The 1,352-nt window shown below is 36.4% G+C and carries 2 protein-coding genes; both read left to right on the forward strand.

What is annotated here, in order from left to right; genetic code table 11:
* Positions 1–104 precede the first annotated feature (104 nt).
* Entirely contained in the window at positions 105–248 is a 144-nt protein-coding gene (locus tag AC1DND_RS27965) for a hypothetical protein (RefSeq protein WP_477586129.1), read from the forward strand.
* Positions 249–277: 29 nt separating this feature from the next.
* Positions 278–1,352 (forward strand): hypothetical protein (locus AC1DND_RS27970; protein ID WP_477586130.1); only part of this gene is annotated, 1,075 nt, incomplete at its 3' end.

The raw sequence follows: 1,352 nt of genomic DNA on the forward strand, positions 1-1,352 counted from the left end.
ATTCTGTGCTATGAACGCTTTTTTTACTCCCAAACTGTATGAATCTGTAATAAAGATTTTTGCAACTTCACAAAGCCTTAATTTACCATAAAAAATATAAAATCATGAAAATTTCAATTAAACTTCCCGAGAAAAAAACTATCGCAGTGAGCAATTTTAAATCAATTGTTGGTAAGTTCAAAAATCCTGAAACTGATACGACCAGTATTACCACCAGCATAACCAGTACCCATTTGTTAAAAAATTAGTTACAAAGGTATTGGATTGATTACACCTGATGCTTAAAAATGAACTACATGATATCGAGGAACTGCTGTCTGCCTGGGGAAATTCAAGTAACGATATTGCAGTAGAATCGACTTTCCAATCAAAATCTCAACAACTTTTTGAAGGATGGAAAATGATGGCTTTCTCGGAGATTTCTGATAAAAGCTTAAGGCGTTATTTTTATTATCAGCTTGAGGGTATCCTGAAAATTTCGGATACCCTTTGTAAAATGCCGGAGATTGAAATTTCTAATAAACTACATGATTATCTTCTATTCCTGCTTGATCATTTAAAGCAATACTTTTCGAACTATTTCAATCGAGATGCTGTGGCACCTGCCGCTTTTCATAAACGTTTAGTTAATCAATCAGGCGCAGATATTCACCTGGTGAAAACAAATCTTAAAAACGCGAAAATAAACTCGGGGTTGAAAATTTTGATCTTAAACTGGGTAGATGAGATGTCAGCAGACAACAACGCAAGGCGGTATTCTTTTGGTACACTAGACTATTATAAGTATGTTATCAAGCAAATGATTTTGGTTGATACACTCCCCGACGAGACAGAAAACAATCTCATCTTTTATCTTTCTGGTGTGAATTTTAATCATCTTTCTTTTTTTGTTTACCGACAACGGAAGATCCGTCAAGAATTGGAAGCTTTTATTTGTTTAGACGACAAAATCAACTATCTACATAATCAAAAGGCTACGGTGGCATCTGTTCCTGAAGTGAAACATATAGCTTATAATATTTCATGGCCATCTCTAAAAACTATGTTGRGAGACTGGCTCCAGGAAGAAATTCTGGTAACAAAAAAGTCTTTGAGCAAGGGGAGCGAAATTGCTGTTCCAAAAATACCACTGGAAATGTCAGTTGCACACCTGTCCTGCCTGATTCGTTTACTGTACGAAGAAAGTGTCTTCGCCACTCAAAACCTTCAGTTCATTTTTAAATGTTTCGCTGGTCACTGTCAAAGTAAAAGACAAGCTGTTATTTCTCCTGGAAGCCTCAGTAAAGAATTTTACAGTATTGACCAGCATACTGCCGCACGTGTGCGGGATCTATTACAGCGCATGGTGCTGC

Source organism: Pedobacter sp. 01N416, from assembly GCF_056399685.1.